Source organism: Paenibacillus bouchesdurhonensis, assembly GCF_900155685.1.
Classification (GTDB): Bacteria; Bacillota; Bacilli; order Paenibacillales; family Paenibacillaceae; genus Fontibacillus; species Fontibacillus bouchesdurhonensis.
The window spans coordinates 3,947,763-3,969,035 of the sequence record NZ_LT732548.1 but is presented as its reverse complement, the minus strand read 5'-3'; the positions used below and the strand labels follow the sequence as shown (position 1 = coordinate 3,969,035).

Sequence of the window (21,273 nt, the reverse complement as noted above, 5' to 3'; positions counted from 1 at the left end):
TATTAATATCTGTAAACAGGAGAGGGAGAAGAAAAGATATGACAAAGTCCGGTTGGCAGTTTCAAGGAGAACAGGGCGCATTTAAACTAAAACATCCAGAGAAGAACAGCTATTTGTATTTTCCCTTAGTCAACGAAGCGGGAATGATGTCGGCCATTACTCCGAATCTTCACGGCAGTATTACATCTGGTCATAATACATTTTTGATGGAGCCTGGATCTGTCGATGCTTTACATAATTCCAAAGCATCCCGAAATTTCTGGCTTTATATTGAAGGCTATGGAGCGTGGTCTGTCAGCGGCAATTCGGCGAAGCAGAACGCGACTCAATTCGTAGCTGAAGAAGAGCAAACCGAAATGGAAGCCGGATTCTTATGGCATAAGCTTATCCGCCTGAACGAGGAGCTTGGCGTAAAGGCGGAAACAACAAGCTTTGTCCCTGTCAAGGATGACAAAGTCGAGCTCATGAAGGTTGAAGTAACGAATACTGGAACTGCACCGCTTGCATTGACCCCAACGGCGTCGATTCCGCTGTATGGCCGCTCGGCTGACGACCTTCGGGATCATCGTCATGTCACTTCTTTGCTTCATCGGATTTATGTGGCCGAACATGGCATGGAGCTTCAACCCGCATTGTCCTTTGACGAACGGGGGCACCGGGTGAACAAGGTAACTTACAGCGTTCTTGGCGCTGAGGGCAGCGGCAAGGCTCCTATCGGCATGTTCCCGATCCATGAAGAATTCGTCGGAGAAGGCGGCACGCTGGATTGGCCGGAGGCTGTCGTCCGGAACAGAGAACCGCTAGCAGCGTCAGGAGCTGAGCTTGAGGGCTATGAAGCGGTCGGCGCGCTTCGGTTCGCTTCTGTGGAGTTATTACCCGGGCAATCGGTAAGCTATATCGTGGCGATGGTTATTTCGGATGATCGGATCGAGCAAGCGAAATATGCGGCGGATTATTTATCCGAGACACAGTTCGATGCCTTGCTGCAAGAGAATGAAGCGTATTGGCGTGAGAAGCTGGATACGATCAAGTTTAAGTCCGGCGATTCGGAGCAGGATTTATGGATGAAATGGGTTACGCTTCAGCCGATATTGCGTCGTCTGTATGGCAACTCCTTCCTGCCTTATCATGACTACGGCCGGGGCGGCAGAGGCTGGCGTGATTTGTGGCAGGATTGCTTGGCGCTGATGGTGATGGAACCAAATGAAGTGAGAAATTTGCTGGTGAACAATTACGCAGGGGTTCGTATTGATGGCAGTAATGCGACGATTATCGGTTCGAAGCCGGGCGAGTTTATTGCCGACCGGAACAATATTCCGAGAGTATGGATGGATCACGGTGCTTGGCCGCTACTGACAACATTGCTTTATGTGCATCAAAGCGGTGATCTAGACATTCTCCTGCAGCCGCAAACATATTTCCGGGATATCTTCGTGAAGCGTTGCGGAGAACGTGATTTGAGCTGGACTGCAGATCGTGGAAATAAGTTGACGACAAAGGATGGCGATGTCTATGAAGGCACCATTCTAGAGCATATTTTGCTGCAAAATATCGTTCCATTCTTCCATGTCGGCGAGCATAACAACATTAAGCTGGAGGGCGCTGATTGGAACGACGGGCTTGACCTGGCTCCAAATCGCGGCGAGAGCGTAGCGTTTACGGCATTTTATGCCAGCAACTTACTGGAACTGGCTGAGCTCCTGACCTATCTGAAGCAAAACACAGGCATTGAGACGATTGAGCTGGCGGAGGAGATGGCGGTTCTGCTCGACTCTCTCACAGCATCGGTGGATTACGATAGTATTGAAGCGAAGCTGGCGCTGTTGAATCGGTATTATGACGCTGTTACGCCGGCAGTTAGCGGTAAGAAATTGAAGCTGGATATCTTAAAAGTGGCGAATGATTTAAGAAGCAAGGCAGAATGGGCCATCGCCCACTTGCGCAAAAATGAATGGATTTCCAGTAAAGAAGGCTATGAATGGTTTAACGGCTATTACAACGACGATGCCCAGCGGGTCGAGGGCGACTTCCCGCAAGGAGTGCGTATGACGCTCACCGGGCAGGTATTCAGCATTATGGGCGGCGTCGCTACAGACGAGCAGGTCGGTAAAATATCGAAGGCCGTAGACCGCTATCTGAAGGACGAGAAGATCGGATATCGTCTGAATTCGAACTTCGGGGGCATTCAGCAGAATCTAGGTCGTGCCTTTGGCTTTGCTTTTGGTCACAAAGAGAACGGTGCAATGTTCAGCCATATGACGGTAATGTACGCCAATGCGCTCTATAAGCGCGGCTTCGTCAAAGAAGGTTACGAGGTGCTGGATTCCATTTATCGCCTCTCGACGGATTTCGAACTGAGCCGGATGTATCCTGGCGTACCTGAATATATTAATGAAAAGGGACGGGGGATGTATACGTTCTTAACGGGCTCGGCCAGTTGGCTGCTGCTTACAGAACTGACGGAAGTCTATGGGGTGAAGGGGAGCTATGGGCAGTTGCATCTCGAACCTAAGCTTGTTAAAGAGCAGTTTGATGGCCAAGGAGAGGCCTCGGTGGAGACGTTGTTCGCGGATCGGATGCTGCATATTGTATACCGCAATAAAGCACTTCTCGACTATGGCCAATATCGCATCGGTTCGATAAGCGTAAACGGTCAGTCTGTACAATTTGAAACTGCTGGCGTCGGTGGCCTCATTCAGCGTTCTGTGCTGGAGTCGCTTCCTAAAGAGGGCACGCAGCGCGTTGAAATTGTGTTGGAACAGAAGTGAGGCGGAGGCTAGAGGGCGGCAGCGCCCTTTAGCTCTCTTCTGTAAGGAAAACCCTGTTGCTCGTAAGCTATGAGCCGGGGTTTTCTGCCTTGGAGGGGCTAAGTCCCGGGAGCTGAAGGCGATATATGATTGGATAGTAGAGGGGAGAAATATGGGATTTCAACTAAGTAACGAACACTTGATTATAGATATAGCTGCTATTGGCGATTATGAAGGAACACGCTTCGACTGGAGCGGCTTTATAACGGGCGTAACTATGCGCGATGGGAATCATTCCTTCTGCGTCCCAGAGAGCCTTGCTGGAGGAGAAGGAACAGGAGGTATGGGGCTGTGCAACGAGTTCTCTTTAAGAGAAGCCATTGGCTATGAGGATACTCCTGTCGGAGGACTTTTCCCCAAGCTTGGAGTAGGGCTTCTTACTCGGATAGATCACCAGCCTTACCAATTCTATCGAAATTATCCACTAAAACCATATCGCATTGAAGCTGAGCAGGAGAATGCACAGACCATAAAGTTCACGGTACATCCAGAAAATTGCGATGGATATGCTGCACGGCTGGTGAAATCCATCACTGTTGAGGGGGCTCAACTGCGGATAGACTATCAATTAACGAATAGGGGCACACGCGCCCTTCGGACGGAGGAATACAACCATAATTTCTTCGGAATCGACGGTCACCAGGTCGGGCCTGAGTATGCTTTAAGGTTTCCTTTTTCGATTAAGCCCTGGAGCGATGAGCAGGAAACGCTGGACGGGGTCGTGATTGAAAAAGGAGAGGTTACGTGGGCGGGCAAGCCAAAAACCCCTTTTTATTTTCACATCGATGGGTTTCAAAATGGTATGTTCTCATGGTTGTGGGAATTGGAGCACCTACCTAGCGGTGTAGGCGTTCGGGAAATCAGCGCGTTCCCAGTCTCTGCTGCTGCGGTATGGGGCACAGGCCATGTCGTATCCCCGGAAATATTTATTCAGATCGATCTGGCCCCAGGGGAGAGCCAGGATTGGTCGAGAGTGTATGAATTTTTCCGTCAATCGTGATAAAATCTTTGTTAAGATGAAGCGTTAATGTGTCAATTCTGCAAACTATCAAATCTAATGAAATATCAGCTTGCTGGAAAAAAGAATAGTTGCTATGATAAACCTTATCAAAACTTCGAAAGCCTATGTAACTAGTGAAAAGAGAGGACGGGGGAGAAATGAGTAAGAGAGCTTATAACTTTAATGCAGGACCTGCAGCACTTCCATTAGAAGTATTGGAGCGGGCTCAGGTAGAATTCGTCGACTACCGTGGTACAGGAATGTCGATCATGGAAATGTCGCACCGTGGAGCCGTTTATGAGGAGACTCATAATGAAGCGGCCAGCCGTTTGTTGAATTTGCTTGGTAATCCGGAAGGGTACAAGGTATTGTTCCTGCAAGGCGGCGCTTCTACGCAGTTTTCCATGATTCCGATGAACTTCCTGGCGGAGGGCAAATCAGCCGGTTACGTCATGACAGGAAGCTGGGCAAGCAAGGCAGTTAAAGAAGCGAAGCTGATTGGCGATGTATTCGAGGCCGCATCTTCCAAAGAGAGCAAGTTCATGAGCTTGCCTGATCTGAGCAGCCTGAATTTGCCGGACAATGCAGCGTACCTGCATGTTACTTCCAATGAGACCATTGAAGGTACACAGTTCAAGAGCTTCCCTGATACGGGCAGTGTTCCGCTCATTGCGGACATGTCAAGCGACATTCTGTCCCGTCCGTTTGATTTGAAACAATTCGGCATGGTGTACGCCGGCGCGCAAAAAAATCTGGGGCCTTCCGGCGTAACTGTCGTGATCGCTCGTGAGGAGCTGCTCCAGGATTCGCCGAAGCATCTGCCTACAATGCTGCGCTATGACACGCATGCGGGCAACAATTCACTTTACAATACACCGCCGTCCTTCTCGATCTATATGGTGAACCAAGTATTGAGATGGATCGAGGAACAAGGATCGCTTGCAGGCATCGAGAAGAAGAATCAGGAGAAGGCGGCTCTCCTCTATAACATGATTGATAACAGCGGTGGATTTTACCGTGGTTGTGCTGACCAAGACAGCCGTTCCCTGATGAACGTGACCTTCCGCTTAGGCTCGGAAGAACTGGAGAAGCAGTTCGTGAAGGAATCCGAGAAAGAGGGCTTCGTAGGCTTGAAAGGACATCGCAGCGTCGGTGGTCTTCGCGCCTCGATCTACAATGCCGTTCCTTATGACAGCATCAAGGCATTAGTTGATTTCATGGCAGAATTCCAGAGGTCGAACGGGTAAGAAGTCGAGCGTCGACAGCAGCCTTTCCTCACTGATACAAAGCAAGCCTCTCGCCTAACGGACGGCGGGAGGTTTTTGTTTTGGAGAAAGTGATTTAGCTGTTATAATGAACAAGTAAAACTGATGGTGAGAAATTCAAAACTGAAATTAGTGAGGAACTGTAGTTATGACTTTGCATATTGTACTTGTTGAACCGGAAATACCAGCGAATACAGGCAACATTGCGCGTACCTGCGCAGCGACGGGCATTCACCTGCATTTGGTGCGTCCGCTTGGCTTCCGCACGGATGATGCCACATTGAAACGGGCCGGACTTGATTACTGGTATGCGGTGCATATCGAATATCATGATTCCTTTCAAGAGGTGGAGAAGAAATACAGCGGCAGCCGCTTCTTCTTCGCTACGACCAAGGCGCAAAAAAGGTATTCGGACATCGAGTATCAGGATGGGGACTTCTTCGTATTCGGCAAAGAAACCAAGGGGCTTCCGGATGATATTTTGCAAGGGCACCCGGATCAACTGATCCGTATGCCGATGACAGATAAGGTACGCTCCTTGAATTTATCCAATTCAGCAGCAATCATCGTGTTTGAAGCGCTGCGGCAGTTGGATTTTCCGGGAATGCAATAACTGAAGAGGAGATTTCAAGTATGCCAAGAACAGAACGCGATAAAATGCTGGCTGGTGAAATGTACGATGCTTCGGATCGGCAGCTGGTGGCGGACAGACTGGAAGCGAGAAGGTTAACCCGCTTGTTTAATGAGACGCTTGAGGACGAGCTTCCGAGAAGAAAGGAATTGCTGGGCGAGCTGCTCGGCTCCATGGGGGAGAATACTTATATCGAACCTACATTACGCTGTGATTACGGCTACAACATCCATGTAGGAGATCATTTCTACGCGAATTTCGATTGCGTTATACTGGATATATGCGAAGTTAGATTTGGTGATTACTGCTTCCTGGCGCCAGGCGTCCATATCTATACGGCCACACACCCCCTTGATCCTAAGGAGCGTAATTCGGGTATAGAATATGGCAAGCCAGTAACCATTGGCAACAATGTCTGGATCGGGGGAAGGGCGGTCATCGTTCCCGGAGTGACAATCGGTGACAATGTAGTCATAGCAGCGGGGGCCGTTGTTACTAAAGATGTTCCAAATGGTGCTGTTGTAGGAGGAAATCCTGCAAAAATATTAAAATATGTCGAATAAAAGCAGGAATTCTAGGAAAAAGAGCGAAATATATAGAGAGGGAAGCATCATTTTCGTTAAAGTTGTGTACATACCATTTTTTAGGAGAGGTGTAAGTAAATATGAAACCTGCTGGTGTGGTTCGTAAAGTGGATCAGCTGGGAAGAATCGTCTTGCCCAAGTCATTGCGTAAAAGATATCAAATGAACGAGGGAGATCCTGTCGAAATTTTAGTGCAGGGTGACCACATCATTTTGGAGCGTTACCGTCCAAAATGCGTGTTTTGCGGCTCAATGGAGAGCGTAAGTGATTTCAAGGAACGCTGCATTTGCAACCAGTGCCTCGTAGAAATGAACCGCCTCACATAAGCCGCATAAGAGTAAATGAAGGTAAGCGTCTACGAGCTGTAGATGCTTATTTTTATATTTTTGGATCTTCAAAACAATGAACAAGCTTCCCGCAGGGGAAGCTTGTTCATTGGGATACGGAGATCATGAGAGCTGCAGTCGCTCAACCCGATTTTGCAAGAATAATAGCATTCTTACAAACCTTTTGTTTTATCGTTATTATACGACGAGGTTAAAATCCCGCAAAGATATAGAGCAAACACCAAAGTCACGATCCAAAACGTCAATGAAAATGAAAACAAAGGTGAACACCTCCACATTTAACTGCCTCTTATTATACCCGCCTCTGTTAAAAAAATAAATGCTTATATGATATATTTCACAGACGTCGAGTTAATCTTATGTTTATGTCTTTGGTTTATTATTTAAAAAACAAAAAATGAGTTGGTACGGGACGAAGCTGACCGTCGGAAGGGGTGTTGATCACTTTCCCGTTGAATACGAGTGAAGAAGATCCGCCGCCGTCCAAATTATATGCGTTCACGACACCCATATTAAAGAGCTTGCTCTGCAATTCCTGCAGCGTTGCGCCGGAATTACCATTCTCATCGTACCCGTCAATGACGAGAATAATCAATTGATCATCCTTATAGTTGCCAATGACGGTTCGCGGTGCTCGCAAAGGGGATGTTTGCCATTTTAGCGGAATTGTCGTTTTTTGTCCGTTTTTGAGCAGAATGGGTACAAAAGAAGCGCCATAGGAGGGCTCCAGCTTGTCCAGCTCTTCCTTGTTATGGAATTTGCCCCCGATCAGCTTGCCGTTCTTGTTCATTCCAACGAAGAACAAATCTTTGTAGGAAGCTTCAAATCCATTTAGATATTTCCCATTCATCATCGTTGTGCTTAACGGATAGCGTTTGCCCTTGGAATCGGCAAAGCCGCCGGCGTTAATTCCCGCAGCAGCTCCGTATCTGGATACCGCTTGCTTGGTCGTCTCCGATCCGCCAAGCTTATCGCCCCCGAGCGTCATTTTCATCGCATCCGGGGATTTCAGCTTCACTTTCAAGGCATAGCCTTTGTAATTGCCAGGGTTCACCTTATACAGCTCAAGGATAATCCGGTCGCTCTTTATCGTCTCTTTGGGCGTGCCCAATTTAGCTGTAATCCGTCTGTTGTATATGCTCTCGGGCTTAGCTGCCGTATTTTTAGCCGTTTGGACGATGCTCGTCATCGTATTTGTCGTTTTGTGATACAGTTCAGCTGTTTGACGAATAGTGGAGACGGTATATTTGGCTGTCTCCTCGGCTTGCTGCAAGCCGGTAGAGATAGCTTCGAAGTTCTGATCTATGGCGAGCGGATCTGAGGCAATCTGATCCGGTTCGTTTATCCAGTCGATCTCTGGCCCGCTTAAGGCCAGCGCAATAAGAAGGCCGAATAGCGGAGCGGTTGCAAGCAGAAAAAACCGATTAATTCCTTTGATAACGTTCATTATTTCAATAAATCCATTTGTTTCTGCAGCTTGGCTAGCTGGTTCTTCACATCGCTGAGTTGGGAATACAATTTATTGCTGTTATCGGTTTTATCACTTGCATTGTCTTTGGTAAAGGTCAACAGTTCGTTGAATGCTTCAACTCTGCTGTTCAATTGTTCCACTTGCTCGGATAATGCCGCCAGTTGGGTCGAATAATCAGCTTTCATTATTTCCGTCTGGTTCTGTATGCGGGCATCCAACTGCTCCAGCATAGATTGCTTCAAATAATTGCTATACCAATACGCGGTGGTGACACCTGCGCCAATGAGCAAAAACCAAATAAGCAGAACGATTTTTACGGAAGGCCTTCGCGTTCTCCTGCTGCGGAGGGGTTCGGAAGTGGTCATAGGCTCCGTAGAATAAGACACAATCATCACCTCAACTTGTTAGTTCAAGACTACATTCTATCACGTGCACTTTTTAATGGCAAAAAACGATAGATTGATGTATTTGTTGCCTGTTGAATGGGAAATTTGTCCTCCTATACAATAGTTGAAACGATAATTGCATGGAGGCGGATACATTGGAACGCTGGTTGGATTTAGCGCAAAGGAAGCAGCGGTTTCCCTTAGGGCAGCAATTCGAGAAGTTGAGCGATGGGGCGGATATGATTTCATTGGCTCTTTGCGGAGGCGATGGCGGAGAAGGGATTGAGGGCTTGAATGTGGCATTGCGTCAGGCGCGAGCTAAACTGGGGGTTCGAGGGGCTGTAAATGAATACGAACCGCAGGGCTGCGGGGCTTTGCGGGATTGGCTGTCCGCAGCTTATAGGGGCGAGGAGGGAGGCTCAACCGATCCGACGCAGTTGTTATTAACAGTCGGTAGTGTGGAGGCGATTGATCTCATCCTTCGCTGGAAAATTAGGTCAGGCGGCACCGTATTACTGGAAACTCCGGCATCGCCAGAGGTGTTGGAATCGATCCGCCAGCAAGGGGGGCATGCGATTCAGGTACCGTGTGACAAGGATGGAATGATTATAGACTCCTTGGAGCGCCAAATTAAAATGGATCCACCGTCGTTAGTCTATGTTACGCCAAGTTATTCCAATCCTTCCGGCCGGGTGTGGAGCGAGCAAAGAAAAAAGGAGTTGCTTCGGTTGGGAGCACAGTATTCATTGCTTATCGTCGAAGACGATTCTGCTGGAGCGATTCCGTTTAGCAATTATGGCAGAAGAGGGAGAAATCAGGGGGAGGCGGCCGAGAAGGAAGCTCAGGTGCAGCGTCAAACGGAGAAGCCTCATACGTTGTATCAGCTGCAGCAGGAGGGAGCTTCGCTTTATTTCGGGGCTGACGTTATAGGAATTGGTTCTTTTCAAGCCACGGCGTTTCCGTCGCTGCCTGTTGCTTGGATCCGCGGGAGCAAGCGTGTTATTCACNGCCCTGGGGGCGATCATGCCTGGGCTTACTTCGCCGGCGGCTCACCCGTCGCCGCGGCAGCCGCGAATTGCCAGCTCTCGATGACGCTGGCATACTGCTGCAGCGCTTTTGCGCCCGCTGGTGTCAGAGCGTAGCGCCCGCGCGCTACTCGATCGAACCAGCCGTAGTAGTTGCGCTGCAGAATAGCGGCAGCCGTGCCGACGCCGCTAATGTCCCGCACCTCGCGCGGCGCCATCACATCGCCAGCCTGAAGCGTGCTGGCAACGCGCAGGGCCCGCTCGCGATAAGCCGTGACCAGCTTCGTCCCATGGCTGCCACCAACATTATAATCCCCGCTCCGTTCATGGAATTCATGCAGCAGGCGCGCTGCGCGTTTCTTAACGACTTTAGGAGCGGGGACAATGATTTTATCTCCTGGCGAGCACAGAACCTCTACAAACGGACTCTTCGTCTTGTAATGGGTAACTGTAATCAAACCCAGCCCAAGCTTGCGGCACAGGAGCGAAATCTCGCTCCACCTCTGGTTGTGCGCCCCTTTTTTAGCGCGATTGCGCTCCACCGCCAAATATACCTCGCTGCTAAGCTTCTGTCTTTCCAGGCCTTGAAGCAGCAGGGAAAGATTAAACGTCTTCTTCATCTCCACGATTAGCGGATCATCTTGCTCCGGATGGATTCCCACGAGATCGCAGTGGCGAACCTCACCCCGGATGACATAACCCCGCGCCTCAAAAAAGGCTTTAAGCGGAGCGTACAATTCGGTCTCATGCTGAACGGCCATGATCCGATCTTCCTTTCTGCAAATGGTGCTGATTATCCAATTCATCCAACATTTAATAAGACTTGCCTTTGAAAATTATATCATAATCCTGCATTTCCGCCGGAAGGAAATAAAGGGCTTTATTAACAATTCCTATTTTTCCAATGGGAATATTTTTTAGCGCTGAAATTGGTCAACTTCTTCCTTCGAGTCGCATAGTTATGTAATACACTTTTCTAAAAATATAAGATGCAACGATTCACGTTCAAGCTAAGTTTTTACACAGGAATAGCATTGAAACGCGGTTTGTCTACAGCGTAAACGCGTCGATAGACTTTTTTTTCTTCACATGGAGGCTCCATTCAGTTCAGCAAGGATCACCGATCGGGGATGCGCTTTACCCCAAGCGGAAGTACAGGAGGTACCGAACATGGATATTTTCAAGCGTATTGCAGCTTACCGTGCGGAAAGCGATTCTTTAGCGTGGAGTGGCACTTTTAAAGACTATATCGAGCTGTTGTCCAGAGATCCTTCGCCCGCCATGACCGCCCATGCCCGGGTATATGAGATGATTGAATCTTATGGGATAGAGGAAGTGAATGGGCGGAAGCGGTACAAATTTTTTGAGCAGGAAATTTTCGGGCTTGATCAGGCGATCGAAAAACTAGTAGAGGAATATTTTCATTCGGCGGCCCGGCGACTTGATGTTCGCAAACGGATTTTGCTGCTTATGGGGCCGGTTAGCGGGGGGAAGTCGACGCTGGTTACTCTTTTAAAAAGAGGACTGGAAAAATTCTCGCGTACGGACAAGGGAGCGGTTTATGCCATCTCTGGCTGCCCCATGCATGAAGACCCGCTGCACCTCGTGCCGCACGAGCTTCGTCCAGAGGTGGAACAGGCGCTGAACGTCCGGATTGAAGGGAATTTGTGCCCGGTATGCCAGATGAAGCTGAAAACGGATTACGGCGGGGATATCGAGCGGGTCACCGTGGAGAGAGTGCTGCTTTCCGAAGATAACCGGATTGGTATCGGTACCTTCAGCCCCTCTGATCCGAAATCTCAGGATATCGCGGATTTGACGGGCAGCATCGATTTTTCTACCATTACGGAATATGGTTCCGAATCCGATCCTCGAGCTTATCGGTTTGATGGGGAGCTTAATAAAGCGAATCGCGGTTTGATGGAGTTTCAGGAAATGCTGAAATGCGATGAGAAGTTTCTGTGGAATTTGCTGTCGCTGACGCAGGAAGGGAACTTCAAGGCCGGGCGGTTTGCGCTAATTTCTGCTGACGAAATGATCATAGCGCATACGAACGAATCGGAGTACAAGGCGTTTATCGCCAACAAAAAGAATGAAGCGCTGCAATCCCGGATGATCGTTATGCCGATCCCATATAACCTCAAAGTTTCGCAGGAGGAGAAAATTTACGCGAAATTAATAGGGCAGAGCGATATGAGGCATGTGCATATTGCTCCCCATGCGCTCCGGGCGGCGGCTATTTTTTCCGTGCTGACCCGGCTTAAGGAAACGAAGAAGCAGGGCGTTGATCTCGTGAAAAAAATGCGCCTTTACGACGGGGAAGAAGTCGAGGGCTATAAGGATGCCGATCTGAAGGAGCTGCAAAATGAGTATTTGGAGGAAGGCATGTCTGGCGTTGATCCGCGGTATGTCATCAACCGGATATCCAGCGCGCTGATCAAGCAGGATTTGCACTGCATGGGGGCGCTCGATATTCTTCGGGCGATTAAGGACGGATTGGATCAGCATGCTTCGATTACCAAAGAGGAGCGTGAGCGCTACCTTAATTTCATCAGCATTGCCCGCAAGGAATATGACGAGCTTGCCAAGAAGGAAGTGCAGAAGGCGTTCGTGTATTCTTTCGAGGAGTCGGCAAAAACGCTGTTCGAGAACTATCTCGATAATATCGAGGCATTCTGCAACTGGAGCAAAATTCGAGATCCGCTGACCGATGAGGAGCTCGATCCCGATGAGCGGCTGATGCGTTCGATCGAGGAGCAGATCGGGGTGTCTGAAAATGCGAAAAAAGCGTTTCGCGAGGAAATATTGATCCGTATCTCTGCCTACTCCCGCAAAGGGCGGAAATTCGAATATAACCATCATGACCGGCTGCGGGAGGCGATAGAGAAAAAATTGTTCGCCGATCTGAAGGATATCGTCAAAATTACGACATCAACAAAAACGCCGGACGAAAATCAGCTTAAGCGAATCAATGAGGTTAGTAAACGGTTGATCGATGAGCATGGTTATTGCCCTGTCTGCGCAAATGAATTATTAAGGTATGTCGGCAGTTTGTTGAACCGTTAGCCCGTACTGGCAAGCAATGCATCTCACATTCTTCTGAATTCATATAACCGCAACTCGGCGGCTCGCCTCGTGTTGCGGTTTTTTTACATATTTAATGAGCTTAGATTATTTCATTTCATCGGCTAGTACGAAAACCTTGAATGCCATGCTAAAATTGGAAAATCTACTCTTTTTAGCGATAGGTATTTTGCACTATAAATTGATTTATGGATTTATTTAATCCTGGTCTTTCATTTTTAGGTAGGGGAGGGTTATACTAGTAAAAAAGTCACTATGAAAAAACTCACAATAAACATCATTATTAAATTCATCTAGAAGGAGTAATATTAACATGATTGATCTGTCTCCAGCAAGAGTTAAACAAATTTCATTCATTGGTATTACGCAAAATGATCTGGAGTTGTTAAGGGTCTATAGGCCTATTTTTGAAAAGGTAGTTGAAGAAATAGTGACCCGTTTCTATGAGCATTTACAGCGTGAGCCCGAATTGCTTGATCTGATTAATCGTCATAGCACGATCGAGCGGTTGAAGCAGACGCAGCGTCAGTATTGGCTGTCCCTTGCTGAAGGAATATTGACAGAGCCATTTATTGAACAGCGAATTCGTATTGGGCAAATTCATTCCCATATCGGGTTGTCCACCGACTATTACTTAGGCAGTTATATGGTATATCTTGACTTGGCAATCGAGTTATTGAAGCCGCTTGCAGGGGAGCGCTGGCCTGCTGTGACGCATGCCTTGTCCAAAATGTTTAATTTGGATTCCCAACTCGTATTGGAGGCTTATGAGAAGCAGGAGAAACATAAGCTGACGGTCATCGCATCGGAGAAAGACAACCTGCTGCAGGCGGTGACAGAGGTTACGCAAGAGCTTACAGGAATGATTGCTGAGCTTAGCGAAAATTCACGAATTATCGCCTCAGCGGCTCACACGACGGCGGCTTCTCAAGAGACCGCGCATGAATTGGTGGAACAGCTTCACCAAGAGATCGGACAAATCGATGAAATGAGCACATCGATTCGGGAAATATCGGATCGAACCCATCTATTGGGGCTTAACGCCGCGATTGAAGCAGCCCATGCCGGAGAGAATGGCCGAGGTTTTGAAGTCGTGGCAGGGGAAGTCCGCAAGCTGGCCCAGAGCTCCAAGCAAACTTTGATGCAAATTCAGGGCTTGGTCGATGGGATCAAGAGTAAGCTGGATCATATCCAGCAAGAATCCATAGAGATGGCGACTAGCGCTAAGCAGCAAGCGGCGAATTCGGGGGAGCTTTCCATGTTCGTACAGATGATCGAGAAGGTGGCCGAGGATTTGAGCCAGCTACAGAACGCAAATCAGACATCCGTTTAACATGAAACAACCCGTCTCCAAGTCAAGACGGGTTGTCAGTGTTAAATCAGCTTTCGATAATGCTTTTCGCCATCAAAGCTGAATATGGCTTTCTTATCCTCGACGACACTTTCCAAATGAACTGTGCGTCCCCAGAGGCGATACACATGCGGAAGTGTTCTTTCCAAATATTTCAAATCCAGCTCAATGCCCTCGTACTGATGCTTCAGCATAAGCTCCCCCGCACGATTGAAGTTTCCGTCTTGAATGACAATATAGGGGGCTCCTCCGTTAATCCGCGATTCTACCAATTGATCCCGCACATTCTCCCAGCTCTTGTCGGTAATCTTCCATTCTGGCCCTTGCTTCTCAAAAACGTAGAGATCAAGTTCGTGCACGAGCTGCTTAGTCAAATAACTGCGGAGAAATGAAATATCGGAATCCAGCTCGCGTACCTCAAAAATTTTCTCGCGCCCTTTTCCAGGTTGCCGTCCCAAACGCCGCTGCTCCTCCTCGCTCGGATGATCCCAGCGCCGCTCGATATCCTCGAATATTTTCAAGCCTAAATAGTAGGGATTCAAGCTGTGGCGCGATGGCTGAACGACCGAGGCATTGAGCTTGGCGTATTCCACTGTTTCCCCGCTGGTCAGATCCATTTCACGCAAAATGCGTTGATGCCAATAGGAGGCCCAGCCTTCATTCATAATTTTCGTTTCCATTTGCGGCCAAAAGTACAGCATCTCTTCTCTAAGCATGCTCATGATATCCCGCTGCCAATCCTCCAGCGTCTCGGAGTATTCCTGGATGAACCACATGACGTCCTTCTCTGGTTCTGGGGGGAAATTCACCGGGCAGCTTCCCGGCCCCTCAGCATCGTCGCGGTTCCCTAGGCTCCAGAGATCATCATACGGAGCTTTGCTCTCAGGCTGTGCTCTGGCCTCCTTCGCCCTGCGCATCAATACCTCCGTCTGCTGGCGTTTATCATAGCGAAACGGCCGGATCAGCTGCGGATCGACATGCTCCTGAATAGCAAGCGCGGCATCGATGAACGACTCCACCGTCTCGGCACCATGGATAAGCACATATTTGCTAATACGCTGTGCGGTAGCGGACATGCTCTCGACCATATCCCGATTCGTGGCTGAAAAACGCAAATTATTTTTGAAGAAATCGCAATGAGCCAGCACATGAGCTACGATCAATTTGTTCTGGATCAAGGAGTTCCCCTCCAGGAGGAAGGCATAGCAGGGATTGGAGTTGATGACAAGCTCGTATATTTTGCTGAGACCGAAGTCGTATTGCATCTTCATTTTATTGAAAATTTTGCCGAAGCTCCAGTGGCTGAACCGCGTCGGCATGCCGTAAGCGCCGAAGGTGTAAATGATGTCCGCCGGACAAATTTCGTAGCGCATCGGATAATAATCGAGCCCGAACCCATCGGCAATCTCCATGATTTCAGCAATGGCATATTCCAATTGCTTCATCTCCTCGCTCAACTTGCGCCGCCCCCTTCCCGACGATGAAAAAATCGCTTCAACGCGTTGTAAACCTCCCCTTTTTCCTTGATAACATAATGCATAAACTTCTCTTCCTTAATATGGCGATAGGCCGACATCAAGGTGCTTCCCCGGTTGTATTGGTTGACTTCCCCATAACCGAACATATTGCAGTGATTCAGCAATTCACCGATCAGCTTAGTGCAGCGATCATTGTCCGAGGTTAAGTTGTCGCCGTCGGAAAAGTGGAAGGGGTAGATGTTGTGGCTTGAGGGTGGATAACGGGAATCTATGATTTCCAGAGCCTTTTGATATACGGACGAGCATATCGTCCCTCCGCTTTCCCCTCTAGTGAAAAATTCCTCCTCGCTAACCTCTTTCGCCTCGGTGTGATGGGCAAGAAAGACAATTTCTACTTTTTCGTATTGCCGCCTAAGAAAACGGGTCATCCAGAAGAAGAAGCTGCGGGCGCAATATTTCTCGAATGTGCCCATCGATCCTGAAGTATCCATCATGGCCATGATGACGGCGCTTGACCTCGGCACGACAACATCTTCCCACGTTTTGTAGCGTAAATCGTCCGGGGAAATGCCATGGATTCCGGGCGAGCCGGATGTGGCATTGCGGCGCAGGTTTTCAAGGATAGTGCGTTTTTTATCAATATTGGACATGAGCCCTTTTTTGCGGACATCGTTAAAACGGACGGAGGCCGTTTCGAGTTCTTCCTTGTCTTTCTCCTCCATGAACGGCAGCTCCAGCTCGTCGAACAGCATCTCCTCCAAATCTTCGATGCTGATCTCGGCCTCGACGACATCCTGCCCGGCCTTATTGCCTGCTTTGCTCCCTTTGCCGCCTTCCTTCGGATTGTCCTCGGCGAGTATATCTCCTACTTGGCTGTCTCCATTGCCCTGTCCAACGTGCTTATGCTTTTGATAGTTATGGATAAACCGGTATTCCTCCAAGTTGCGGAGGGGGACTTTGACGATCCCTTTACCGTCGGACATAATTATGCTCTCCTCGGTGACAAGATCCGGGAGATTTTGCCTGATCACTTCCCGTACTTTCTCCTGATGGCGCTGCTGATCCTGATAGCCTTTGCGATGAAGGGACCAGTCTTCCTTTGAAACAATGAACGAATACGGGCCAGGTGCAGATGACATGATGGACACCTCCCAATTAAATGGTTGGAAATAGTGAGAGTGGATGTAACTAAAGTATATTCAGGAGAGGGGACGATATGTGAGGGGGAGAGTTTACTTCGGGTGAATCGGCAGTCGGAAATACGATGATCTCGGCATAGGTGCAGGGTCCCTAGCCATTTTCAAGGACAATCGGTTAAAATTGTTACATCGATAACATGCGAGAAAAGGAGCCCTCACTGTGATCAACGATAAAAATGGACTACTTCGGCAATTACTCTTAGAAGGGGGAACATATCAGTCATTGTATGTTCATCACCCGGATGCCATTTGTGTCATTGATGTAGAAGGGAATTATGTGGACGCTAATCCGGCAAGCGAGAAGATTACGGGCTATCCGCCTGAACAATTTGTACGGCTGCCGTTGGAACGACTGTTCTGCGAGCAAGGAAGAAAGAAGAAAGAGGAATGCTTTGGCCGGGCACTCGGGGGAGAATCCGGACATTTCCAAGCCTCCTTTAAGCGTAAGGACGGCCAAATTCGCGATGCCTGCATCACTTATGTACCGATTATTCATGAGGACGAAGTGATCGGGGTATATTCGATATCTAAAGATATTACAGAGGTCAGGGCTGTAGAAGAGAGCTTGAAGCAGTCACAGCAGCTTTATGAGCTGGTATCTACTTATGCAGAGGATGTCATTGCAACTACCGATTTGGAGGGGAACTGCCTGTCGATCTCTCCAACGATTCGGAATTTGCTTGGCTATGAACCGTGGGAGTTGATTGGCAAGAACCTTCAGCATCTGACCACTCAGCCGGAGAGTGTCTCGGAAGAATACGAAGACCATGAGCATTGGGATAATGACCGTACCGTGTTAATTCATTTGGTTCAACACAAGGATGGCAGGCAAGTCTGGATCGAAACAAGATTACGTAAAATATACGACGAACAAGGCAATCCAAAGAAAGCGCTTGCGATAGCGAGAGACGTCACGGCGCGGCAAGAGGCGGAAATCAAGCTGCGCAAGAGCGAAGAGACATTGGCGCAGGCTCAAAGGCTGGCTGTCATCGGTTCGTGGGACCTGGATATGCTGACTGGCCGATTCTCAACTTCGATTGAGTTTGACCGGATCTTCCGGCAGAAGTTCCATACTATGCCAGAAATGAGCGAAGCGCTTCGGAAGAGGATTCATCCCGTGGATATTCCGATTTTTGAAAAAGCGATGAGGGATATTCTGCAAGGCATTCGATTTGAAATCGTTTATCGCATCGTGCTTGAATCGGAAGAGCTTCAGGTGATTCGCTCTCAGGCAACGATAGAATACAATTCGAGTGGAGTTCCTGCAAGGATTATCGGGGTGGTGCAGGATATTACGGATCGTCAAAAGATTGAGGCTGCATTGCGGGAGAGCGAACGCCAGTTTCGGCTCATTTCCGAATATTCGATGGATTTGATTTCGCGGCATACTGCCGATGAGGAGGCCTTGTTCTTATTCGCTTCGCAGTCCTCGGTAACCTTGCTCGGCTATGAGCCCGAGGAAATGGTCGGCCGCAGTGTTTATGAATTTTTCCATCCTGAGGATGTGCCGGTGGTTAAGGAATATTTAGAGTCGCAGATGAAATCCCGCAAGGTGTATACAGTAACCTATCGGATTCGATGTAAGGACGAGCAGTATATTTGGTTTGAAAGCACAGGGAGGTACCGGTACGATCAATTGACTGGGGAAATCGATGAGATGATCGTCATTTCTCGGGATGTGACGGAGCGCAAAGAAAGCGAGCGAAGGTTGCAGGAAAGCCAGCAGCGCTACAAATCCTTGTTTGAATACAGTCCTGCCAGCGTGTACTCTATGGATTTGCTAGGCCGGTATTTGACGCTTAATTCCAACTTTGAGCAGCTAACGGGTTTTGGTCGTGATGAGCTTACAGCGATGAGCTTCCACGACCTTATCGATCCGGCAGATCTGGTCAAGACGATTCATCATTTTGAACTGGCGAAGGAGGGAAAGCCGCAAACCTATGAAACAGTAGTCATCCATAACGATGGAACAAAAATAGAAATTGCCGTAACCAATGTGCCGATTATGGTGGATAAGCGGGTTGTCGGCGTATATGGCTTAGCTAGCGACATTACGGAAAGAAAGCGTTATGTGGAGCAGATCGAGAAGCTCAGCTACCTGCATTCGCTAATACTGGGATCGGTATCCGAAGGGATATACGGTTTAGATGAGAATGGAAGAACGGTTTTTATTAACAAAGCCGCTGCGAACATGCTTGGCTATGACCAGCAGGATTTTATCGGAAAGTCCAATCATTTCTTGATCCACCATACGACTAGCGAGGGAACGGATTATCCGGCGGAGCTGTGCCCGATTATCCAGACGATGAAAGACGGAGTGTCGCGAGCGGTGAACGAGGATGTGTTTTGGAGAAGGGATGGCTCCAGCTTTCTTGTGCAGTACACGGTGAATCCGATGGTTGAGAGAGGACAAATCGTTGGCGCGGTCGTCGTATTTCACGATATAACAGGGGAACGGGAGATTTTGCGTGCCAAAGAGTCGGCGGAACGAACGGCGCTCGCAAAATCAGAGTTTCTCGCTACGATGAGCCATGAGATTCGGACTCCGATGAATGGGATCATCGGCATGACCGATTTGCTGTTGGAGACGGAGCTGAGTGAGGAGCAGCGGTATTATGCGGATATTGTATCCAGCAGCAGTCAGGCGCTATTAGCGATTTTGGACGATGTGCTGGATTTCAGCAAAATAGAGGCAGGAAAGATGGCGCTCGAATACGAGTTATTTGATCTCCATGCCTGTGTGCAAAGCGCCGTAGAGCTGTTTTTGCCTAGCGCAGACAAGAAGAATATCGTGCTAACTTATCATATTGGCCCAGACGTGCCGGAGCTTATTGTCAGTGATCCTGTGCGATTGCGGCAAATTCTCGTCAATTTAATCGGTAATGCTCTGAAGTTTACGGAGCAGGGTGAAATTACCGTGATCATTGCTAGAAAAGAAGTGCAAGCCCCCTCATCCGTTCTGCTGGAGGTCAGCGTAACCGATACGGGAATTGGCATTCCGGAGGATCAGCAATATAAATTGTTCCAATCCTTCTCCCAGGTTCATCCCGTCGTTAACCGCAAATACGGCGGCACTGGACTTGGTCTGGCGATTTGCAAGAAAATGGTCGAGTTGATGGGCGGAACGATTTCGGTTGAGAGCAAGGCAGGGCAGGGCTCGACGTTTCGCTTTACCCTGATTAGCGGCGAGAGGGAAGACGAATATGAGTTTGGAGAACGCACGGCGGGGGAGGAAATCGCTGCAGCAGCAATCCAAACGGCCGACTCGGCGCAAGAAGCAGAGGCGGCAGAGCAAAGCGGTTCCGCCAGGCGGGAGGAACGGCTATCGCTGCTGGTAGCCGAGGATCATCCGGTAAACTGTCAAATTTTTGTCCAGATGCTTGAGAAGCTTGGTTATGCTCCGGATGTAGCACATAATGGTGTCGAAGCGGTAGAGGCTGTATCTGAGCAAGTGTATGATCTGATATTCATGGATATTGAAATGCCGGTGATGGACGGAATCAAGGCCTCGCGTTTAATCAGACAGTGGGCGCCGGTGAACCGAATGCCGGTTATCATTGGCATGAGCAGCGATGAAGTCATCGAGCAGCAGCGGGAGCGCTGTTTGGCCAGCGGGATGGCAGAGCTGCTAAGCAAGCCGCTTTGCGGGAATGAGGTTGCCGTGCTGTTGAAAGAGTGGGGTCGGAGGCTCGGTAAGGAAAATGCCTAAAATTTGACGATAGAAACGAACAAGCCGACGGAATCGTGGAAACGAATCGTCGGCTTCTTCATACTGTTCCATTAAATTGATTTTGTATATAAAATTCCGATCGTTTTGGCTCCACAATGACTGGAAATGACGCATCCCGCATCGGATATGGCGACTTCTCTGGCCCTTGTTTTGGATTGCAATATTCGCTGCAGGTGAACAGCGTCTTCATCGGCCAATGAATGGGTAATAAATATGATGTCATTGTCCATGTCATCGATTTTGGCCAGCGCATTGTTAAGCAGTTGCTCGAGCACTTTCTCGCGGCTGCCGCGGATTTTGGAGACGGGAGTCATCTTTCCGTCGATAACCTTGATCACTGGCCGGATTTTGAGCAGGCTTCCGACCAAGTTCTGCATTCCAGAGCATCTGCCGCCTTTGTATAAGTAGTCCAAGGAGTCAATGACGAACTCTGTTTCAACCTCCGGCCTTGTCTTCTCCAGCAAGGCTACAATTTCAGCTGTGCTTTGGCCTTCGGATGCTGCTCTGACTGCTTTCATAACGAGTAAGCCGATCCCGGTGGACAGGTTGAGCGAGTCAAACACAGTGACCTGCCCCTCCTCAAATTCTTCAGCCGCGATGAGGGCGTTCTGATAAGTGGAAGATAACTCGGAAGACAAACTTATGTATAAAATTTGCTGTCCTTGTTCAATCGCAGGAGTGAAGGCCTGGATAAAATCGGCAGGAGACGGTGCCGCTGTTTTCGGCAAACGCCCGCTTTTCGCTACTTTGCTATACAACTGCGGCGTTGTAAGGTCGACTCCGTCCTTGAACATCTCGTCCTCAAACGTAACATACAGCGGAACAATGCCGATGCCGTAATCCTTGATCCATGCTGCTGGCAGATCGCAGGTGCTGTCCGCAAATATTTTGATGGTTCGCAAAGTGATCCCTCCA

General features: G+C 48.8%; 16 protein-coding genes. 10 read left to right on the top strand and 6 right to left on the bottom strand.

The genetic code is table 11. The annotated features are described in order from the left end of the window. Nucleotides 1-38 precede the first annotated feature (38 nt). The 6 genes from CZ379_RS22045 to CZ379_RS22020 all read left to right on the top strand — a co-directional run bounded on the left by CZ379_RS22045 (nucleotide 39) and on the right by CZ379_RS22020 (nucleotide 6,613). A complete protein-coding gene (locus CZ379_RS22045; protein WP_110933585.1) occupies nucleotides 39-2,768 on the top strand; it encodes a GH36-type glycosyl hydrolase domain-containing protein in 2,730 nt (909 codons plus the stop codon). 151 nt (nucleotides 2,769-2,919) lie between these two features. After that, nucleotides 2,920-3,807, top strand: a complete 888-nt coding sequence (locus tag CZ379_RS22040) for a hypothetical protein (protein WP_110933584.1) — start codon at nucleotides 2,920-2,922, stop codon at nucleotides 3,805-3,807. A gap of 158 nt (nucleotides 3,808-3,965) precedes the next feature. Further along, complete coding sequence (gene serC, locus CZ379_RS22035; protein ID WP_110933583.1) at nucleotides 3,966-5,054, top strand: 3-phosphoserine/phosphohydroxythreonine transaminase; 1,089 nt, start codon at nucleotides 3,966-3,968, stop codon at nucleotides 5,052-5,054. Nucleotides 5,055-5,220: 166 nt separating this feature from the next. Continuing rightward, the gene (trmL, locus tag CZ379_RS22030) at nucleotides 5,221-5,685 is read left to right on the top strand and encodes a tRNA (uridine(34)/cytosine(34)/5-carboxymethylaminomethyluridine(34)-2'-O)-methyltransferase TrmL (protein WP_110933582.1); all 465 of its coding nucleotides are present in this window, start codon (nucleotides 5,221-5,223) and stop codon (nucleotides 5,683-5,685) included. 20 nt (nucleotides 5,686-5,705) lie between these two features. Next, nucleotides 5,706-6,266, top strand: a complete 561-nt coding sequence (locus CZ379_RS22025; RefSeq protein ID WP_110933581.1) for a sugar O-acetyltransferase — start codon at nucleotides 5,706-5,708, stop codon at nucleotides 6,264-6,266. A 101-nt stretch (nucleotides 6,267-6,367) separates the two neighbouring features. Further along, a complete protein-coding gene (locus CZ379_RS22020; protein ID WP_055108985.1) occupies nucleotides 6,368-6,613 on the top strand; it encodes an AbrB/MazE/SpoVT family DNA-binding domain-containing protein in 246 nt (81 codons plus the stop codon). Between the two features lie 400 nt (nucleotides 6,614-7,013). Here CZ379_RS22020 and CZ379_RS22015 read toward each other — a convergent pair whose 3' ends face one another. Together CZ379_RS22015 and CZ379_RS22010 are read right to left on the bottom strand one after the other, a co-directional pair. After that, a complete protein-coding gene (locus tag CZ379_RS22015; protein ID WP_110933580.1) occupies nucleotides 7,014-8,081 on the bottom strand; it encodes a phosphodiester glycosidase family protein in 1,068 nt (355 codons plus the stop codon). Then, a complete protein-coding gene (locus tag CZ379_RS22010; RefSeq protein WP_324616502.1) occupies nucleotides 8,081-8,497 on the bottom strand; it encodes a hypothetical protein in 417 nt (138 codons plus the stop codon). Before CZ379_RS22010 ends, CZ379_RS22015 begins: the two co-directional genes overlap by 1 nt. Before the next feature lie 134 nt (nucleotides 8,498-8,631). On the opposite strand from CZ379_RS22010, the gene CZ379_RS22005 reads away from it, so the two are divergent. After that, nucleotides 8,632-9,633 (top strand): aminotransferase class I/II-fold pyridoxal phosphate-dependent enzyme, encoded by a 1,002-nt coding sequence (locus tag CZ379_RS22005; RefSeq protein WP_110933578.1) that lies wholly within the window; start codon nucleotides 8,632-8,634, stop codon nucleotides 9,631-9,633. Here CZ379_RS22005 and CZ379_RS22000 read toward each other — a convergent pair. Next, nucleotides 9,525-10,277 (bottom strand): DUF2161 domain-containing phosphodiesterase, encoded by a 753-nt coding sequence (locus tag CZ379_RS22000; RefSeq protein WP_110933577.1) that lies wholly within the window; start codon nucleotides 10,275-10,277, stop codon nucleotides 9,525-9,527. The two genes, CZ379_RS22005 and CZ379_RS22000, sit on opposite strands and share 109 nt — an antisense overlap. Before the next feature lie 409 nt (nucleotides 10,278-10,686). On the opposite strand from CZ379_RS22000, the gene CZ379_RS21995 reads away from it, so the two are divergent. Both CZ379_RS21995 and CZ379_RS21990 read left to right on the top strand, forming a co-directional pair. Then, nucleotides 10,687-12,582 carry a PrkA family serine protein kinase gene (locus CZ379_RS21995; RefSeq protein ID WP_110933576.1) on the top strand — a complete coding sequence of 632 codons (1,896 nt, stop codon included), beginning with the start codon at nucleotides 10,687-10,689 and terminating at the stop codon, nucleotides 12,580-12,582. Nucleotides 12,583-12,913: 331 nt separating this feature from the next. Continuing rightward, nucleotides 12,914-13,933 carry a globin-coupled sensor protein gene (locus CZ379_RS21990; protein ID WP_110933575.1) on the top strand — a complete coding sequence of 340 codons (1,020 nt, stop codon included), beginning with the start codon at nucleotides 12,914-12,916 and terminating at the stop codon, nucleotides 13,931-13,933. Nucleotides 13,934-13,974: 41 nt separating this feature from the next. Here CZ379_RS21990 and CZ379_RS21985 read toward each other — a convergent pair whose 3' ends face one another. Both CZ379_RS21985 and yhbH read right to left on the bottom strand, forming a co-directional pair. Next, on the bottom strand, nucleotides 13,975-15,396 hold the full coding sequence (locus tag CZ379_RS21985; RefSeq protein ID WP_199925843.1) for a SpoVR family protein: 1,422 nt from the start codon (nucleotides 15,394-15,396) through the stop codon (nucleotides 13,975-13,977). A gap of 8 nt (nucleotides 15,397-15,404) precedes the next feature. Continuing rightward, the gene (gene yhbH, locus CZ379_RS21980; protein ID WP_110933573.1) at nucleotides 15,405-16,568 is read right to left on the bottom strand and encodes a sporulation protein YhbH; all 1,164 of its coding nucleotides are present in this window, start codon (nucleotides 16,566-16,568) and stop codon (nucleotides 15,405-15,407) included. Between the two features lie 220 nt (nucleotides 16,569-16,788). Between yhbH and CZ379_RS21975 the strand changes: the two genes are divergently transcribed. Further along, on the top strand, nucleotides 16,789-20,337 hold the full coding sequence (locus CZ379_RS21975) for a PAS domain S-box protein (protein WP_110933572.1): 3,549 nt from the start codon (nucleotides 16,789-16,791) through the stop codon (nucleotides 20,335-20,337). A 71-nt stretch (nucleotides 20,338-20,408) separates the two neighbouring features. Here CZ379_RS21975 and CZ379_RS21970 read toward each other — a convergent pair whose 3' ends face one another. Beyond that, the gene (locus tag CZ379_RS21970; protein ID WP_110933571.1) at nucleotides 20,409-21,260 is read right to left on the bottom strand and encodes a DegV family protein; all 852 of its coding nucleotides are present in this window, start codon (nucleotides 21,258-21,260) and stop codon (nucleotides 20,409-20,411) included. Nucleotides 21,261-21,273: the final 13 nt, after the last annotated feature.

Bases quoted from the DNA above. Each gene is read 5' to 3' on its own strand.
- CZ379_RS22015 (WP_110933580.1), bottom strand. From the start codon at position 8,081: ATGAACGTTATCAAAGGAATTAATCGGTTTTTTCTGCTTGCAACCGCT.
- CZ379_RS21985 (WP_199925843.1), bottom strand. From the start codon at position 15,396: ATGAAGCAATTGGAATATGCCATTGCTGAAATCATGGAGATTGCCGAT.
- yhbH (WP_110933573.1), bottom strand. From the start codon at position 16,568: ATGTCATCTGCACCTGGCCCGTATTCGTTCATTGTTTCAAAGGAAGAC.
- CZ379_RS22020 (WP_055108985.1), top strand. From the start codon at position 6,368: ATGAAACCTGCTGGTGTGGTTCGTAAAGTGGATCAGCTGGGAAGAATC.
- CZ379_RS22040 (WP_110933584.1), top strand. From the start codon at position 2,920: ATGGGATTTCAACTAAGTAACGAACACTTGATTATAGATATAGCTGCT.
- CZ379_RS21990 (WP_110933575.1), top strand. From the start codon at position 12,914: ATGATTGATCTGTCTCCAGCAAGAGTTAAACAAATTTCATTCATTGGT.
- serC (WP_110933583.1), top strand. From the start codon at position 3,966: ATGAGTAAGAGAGCTTATAACTTTAATGCAGGACCTGCAGCACTTCCA.
- trmL (WP_110933582.1), top strand. From the start codon at position 5,221: ATGACTTTGCATATTGTACTTGTTGAACCGGAAATACCAGCGAATACA.
- CZ379_RS21995 (WP_110933576.1), top strand. From the start codon at position 10,687: ATGGATATTTTCAAGCGTATTGCAGCTTACCGTGCGGAAAGCGATTCT.
- CZ379_RS22025 (WP_110933581.1), top strand. From the start codon at position 5,706: ATGCCAAGAACAGAACGCGATAAAATGCTGGCTGGTGAAATGTACGAT.
- CZ379_RS22045 (WP_110933585.1), top strand. From the start codon at position 39: ATGACAAAGTCCGGTTGGCAGTTTCAAGGAGAACAGGGCGCATTTAAA.
- CZ379_RS22010 (WP_324616502.1), bottom strand. From the start codon at position 8,497: ATGATTGTGTCTTATTCTACGGAGCCTATGACCACTTCCGAACCCCTC.
- CZ379_RS22000 (WP_110933577.1), bottom strand. From the start codon at position 10,277: ATGGCCGTTCAGCATGAGACCGAATTGTACGCTCCGCTTAAAGCCTTT.